Annotated in this window: 4 protein-coding genes; 2 read left to right on the plus strand and 2 right to left on the minus strand. The window is 70.5% G+C overall.

Annotated features, from left to right (window positions below):
* Window positions 1-83 precede the first annotated feature (83 nt).
* Window positions 84-902, minus strand: a complete 819-nt coding sequence (locus ACWCSD_RS49080; RefSeq protein WP_358295301.1) for an alpha/beta fold hydrolase — start codon at window positions 900-902, stop codon at window positions 84-86.
* 176 nt (window positions 903-1,078) lie between these two features.
* Here ACWCSD_RS49080 and ACWCSD_RS49085 point away from each other — a divergent pair, with 176 nt between their 5' ends.
* Window positions 1,079-2,332 carry a hypothetical protein gene (locus tag ACWCSD_RS49085; protein ID WP_449926144.1) on the plus strand — a complete coding sequence of 418 codons (1,254 nt, stop codon included), beginning with the start codon at window positions 1,079-1,081 and terminating at the stop codon, window positions 2,330-2,332.
* 53 nt (window positions 2,333-2,385) lie between these two features.
* On the opposite strand, the gene ACWCSD_RS49090 is transcribed toward ACWCSD_RS49085, so the two are convergent.
* A complete protein-coding gene (locus ACWCSD_RS49090; protein ID WP_449926147.1) occupies window positions 2,386-3,282 on the minus strand; it encodes a LysR substrate-binding domain-containing protein in 897 nt (298 codons plus the stop codon).
* Between the two features lie 97 nt (window positions 3,283-3,379).
* Here ACWCSD_RS49090 and ACWCSD_RS49095 point away from each other — a divergent pair.
* Window positions 3,380-4,081 (plus strand): nitrilase-related carbon-nitrogen hydrolase (locus ACWCSD_RS49095; protein ID WP_449926150.1); only part of this gene is annotated, 702 nt, incomplete at its 3' end.

Below are 4,081 nucleotides of genomic sequence, written 5' to 3' on the forward strand. Positions count from 1 at the left end.
CGTGGCGCACTCGGCCGCGTGCGCCACCACGTACGTCCTCCCGCAGGGGCCGTACCCGGATGCGGTCATGACCGCGGCCGTCGTCAGGTGGACTTGATGAAGGTGTGCAGGTCGTCGTTGAACCGGTCGCGGTGGGTGACGAACAGGCCGTGCCCGCCGGTCGGGTACTCCAGGTAGGTCGCCCCGGGAACCAGCTTGGCGGTGCGCCGCCCGCTGACGGCCACCGGTATGGAGGCGTCGGCGGCCCCGTGCACGACCAGCGCGGGCACGGCGATCTCGGCCAGCGAGGCCCGGTGGTCGAAGGTCATGGCGGCCCGCTGGTACTGGCGGATCGCCCACGGCGAGACCTCAAGGCACTGCCGCAGCGTGAATTCCACCTGTGCGGGGGAGATCTCGTTGCCCAGGTGCGTGGCGAAGAACGCCTGCGCCCGCTGCGCCAGCCACTTGGGACGGTCGGCGTCCAGGGCCGCCATCGAGGCCTCCAGCACGGCGCCCGGCACTCCCTCGGGGTTGTCGTCGGTCTGCAGCAGGAACGGCAGCATCGCCGAGACGAACGCCACCCGCGCGACGCGCTCGTCGCCGTGACGGGCCAGGTACCGGGCGACCTCGGCGCCGCCCATCGAGTGACCGACCAGGGTGATGTCACGCAGGTCGAGCAGCTCGATCAGCTCCGCCAGGTCGTCGGCGCCGGTGTCCAGGTCGTAGCCCGTCGAGGGACGGTCGGAGCGGCCGTGGGCCCGCCGGTCGAGGGCGACGCACCGGTAACCGCGCTCGACGAAGTACGGGATCTGGTACTCCCACATGTCCGCCGAGAGCATCACGCTGGCGACGAAGACGATGGGCTTGCCCTGGCCGTAGTCCTCGTAGGCGAGGCGGGTGCCGTCCGTGGTCTGGAAGAACATCTCATGACTCCTTATGTCGGGCGATGTCCTGAGTTTTTCAGCCAGAGGTAAGGGCGACAATTACGTCCCAGGTAAGCGTGCGCGGCCCACACATCAGCATGTTGACGCTGTTGGCGCCGCATGTTGTGATCCACACAGGCGTATTTCGTACTTAATTAGTATGAAATGAGGTGGTCATGAGGCTCCTCCAGAGTGTTGCCGCGGTTGTCATGCTCCTGGTGAGCGCGGCCGGCATCCAGACCGTGCAGAGCGGACCGGCGCAGGCGGCTCTGCCCACCGCCGCCGTCGCGCTCGGCGACAGCTTCATCAGCGGCGAGGGCGCGGGGAACTACCAGCCCGTCGTCGACGCCTCCGGCACGGCACAGTCCTTCCCCGGCTGGTCGGCGGCCAACAGCAACGCCTACTTCTGTCACCGGTCGGCGAACGCCTCGGTGTTCGCGGCGTCGCTCCCGGGCATCCAGCAACGTTTCAACCTCGCGTGCTCGGGCGCCCAGCCCGCCGACATCGCCGCGCCCTCCAGCGCCCGGGCCGAGGGCCGCACCGTCGCCTCGCAACTCGACCAGCTGCGCGCCGTCGCCCGGACGCACGACATCGACGTCGTCCTCGTCGGCCTCGGCTCCAACAACACCCAGTTCACCTTCGGCGACGTGGCCACGCTGTGCGCCAACCGCTTCATCGCCGACGCCTGGACGGGCTGGTGGGAGTTCTGGGCCTACCTGAAGGGAGAGGTGCCGCAGCGGCCCTGCACCGCCTCCGACCTGGCCACCGACACCGAGGTCGCCGCCGCCACCGCCGAGACCACCGCGGCCCTGCGCCAGATCCTGGACACCCTCGACCAGATCGACGCCGACGGCGTCCACCAGGTGGTTCTGCAGACCTACACCAACCCGCTGCCGCCCGACGTCGCCCCGCAGTACTACGACGAGGACGGCCGCACCGACACCCGCGACAAGTTCCGCGCCCTCGGCGCCGAGCGCTACGCCGCCGGGTGCCCGATCCACCGTGCCAGCCTCGCCCCCGGGCACGTGTTCTCCCAGAACCTCGGCTCACTGGTCAAGAACGCCTTCACCACGCTGGCAGCCGAACGCCCGGCGGCCGACCTGCGCGTGCTGGACGTCCAGAAGGCCTTCGACGGGGCCAGGCTCTGCGAGAACCCCGGCAGCCCGGCCGGTGCGCTCGCGACGCCGGTCCGGGTGCAGGACGGGCCCTCCGGCACGTTCATCACCAGCCTGTCCGGCTGGGACAAGATCGGTATCCAGCGGGCGGCGAACACCTGCGTCACCTACTTCCAGACCTGTCAGGAGTCGTGGCACCCCAACGCCGCGGGCCACACGGTCCTCGGCCAGTGCCTGACCGGCGCCCTGGCCGCGACGCCCCGCGCGATCGTCACGTGCGCCCGTAACCCGGACGGCACGCTCACCATCTCCTGACGTCTCCTCGAAGTGGGTGACCGGCGGGGACACGCCGCGACTGAGGCGCCGGCTCAGGAGCCGCCGGCTTCGAGAAGACCGTGTTCTCGTACGAGGTCCAGGAAACCGGTCGTCAACGGGCCGGACCGCCCGTCCTTCCACACCACGGCGATCTGCCATTCGGCCGCCGGATGGCGGATCGGCGTGATCGTGACCGAGGACGGCGCGATCCGGCGGGCGCTGGCCGGCACGAAGGCGACCCCCGCGCCGGCCGCCACCAGCGCGAGCACGGTCTGCAGGTCCTGAGCCTCCTGGACGACGGCAGGGCGGCCCCCGACGACGGTGCACAGGTGGTTGATCTGCCGTACCAGTCCGGGCCCTCTCTCCTGCGCCAGCTGGAGGAAGTCGTGGCGGGCCGCCCAACTCGCGAGATCTCCGACGTCGTGCGGAGGCCGGTCGTCATGGTCGGCCCAGGCGAGGGCGAGGCGGTCGCCGGCCAGCGGCAGCCGTCCCCATCCGCCGTCGAGCGGCAGCCGGACGAAACCGACGTCGAGGTCGCCCGCGTCGATCCGGTCAAGCTGGGCCTGTGACGACATGTCGTCCAAAGTGACGTGCGCGTCGGGGTGGCGCCGCCGGAAGGCGGCGACGATCCGAGGGGCCAGGTCGATGCTCGACAGCCCGAAGCCGACCGACAGCCTTCCGATCTCGCCGGTGGCCATTCTCGCCATCCGCCGGGTGAGCGCGTCCGCCCGCCGCAGGAGAGCCTGCGCGTCCGGGAGCAGGACGGCGCCCAGGCCGGTCAGCGCGGCGCCGTGCCGGCCGCGGTCGAACAGCCGGCCTCCCACCTGGGCCTCCAGCGACTGGATCTGTTTCGTGAGCGTCGGCTGGGTGACGTTCAGCGTTCGCGCGGCGCGGCCGTAGTGACCGTGCTCGGCGACCATGAGGAAGGCGCGAAGCAGAACCAGATCCATTCCGCGACTCTATCGAACAGCGAAAAAGATTCATTGGACGAATGAGACGCGCATGCGGTCTGCTGGTGAGCCACCCGCAAGGAGCCGGAGGTTCGCGATGGCAGAGAATGACGAGGCGGCCGAGACCCCCACGACGTTGCGGTGCGCGACCGTGCAGTTCGAGCATCGTCCCGATGACAAGACCTACAACCTGGCCCAGGTCGAGCACCACGTGCGCGTGGCGAGCGCGGACGGCGTGCAGGTCATCGCCTTCCCGGAGATGTGCCTGCTGGGGTACTGGCATCTCCGCCGCCAGACCCCCGAGCGGCTGCGGGAGCTCGCCGAGCCGGTGGACGGTCCGTCCGTCACCGCCGTGCGCGCGCTGGCGGCCGAGCACGGCGTCGCCGTGGGAGTCGGCTTCCTGGAGAGCGACACGGACGGGCGGCTGTTCAACAGCTATGCCCTCTGCGTCCCGGACGGATCCGTCCACCGTCATCGCAAGCTGCACGCCTTCGAGCATCCGGCGATCAGCAGCGGCGACGCCTACACCGTCTTCGACACCCCCTGGGGCGTCCGCATGGGCATCCTCATCTGCTGGGACAACAACCTGGTCGAGAACGTCCGCGCCACCGCGCTGATGGGCGCCTCGATCCTGGTGGCGCCCCACCAGACCGGCGGCACCGCCTCGCGCAGCCCCCACGGGATGCGCCCGATCCCCATGGAGCTCTGGCGGAACCGGCACAGCGCCCCGGCGGCAATCGAGGCCGAGCTGCGCGGCCCCAGCGGACGCGAGTGGCTGATGCGCTGGTTGCCCGCCCGG

This window comes from Nonomuraea sp. NPDC001684, from assembly GCF_053596515.1.

Bases quoted from the DNA above. Each gene is read 5' to 3' on its own strand.
- ACWCSD_RS49080 (WP_358295301.1), bottom strand. From the start codon at position 902: ATGTTCTTCCAGACCACGGACGGCACCCGCCTCGCCTACGAGGACTAC.
- ACWCSD_RS49085 (WP_449926144.1), top strand. From the start codon at position 1,079: ATGAGGCTCCTCCAGAGTGTTGCCGCGGTTGTCATGCTCCTGGTGAGC.
- ACWCSD_RS49090 (WP_449926147.1), bottom strand. From the start codon at position 3,282: ATGGATCTGGTTCTGCTTCGCGCCTTCCTCATGGTCGCCGAGCACGGT.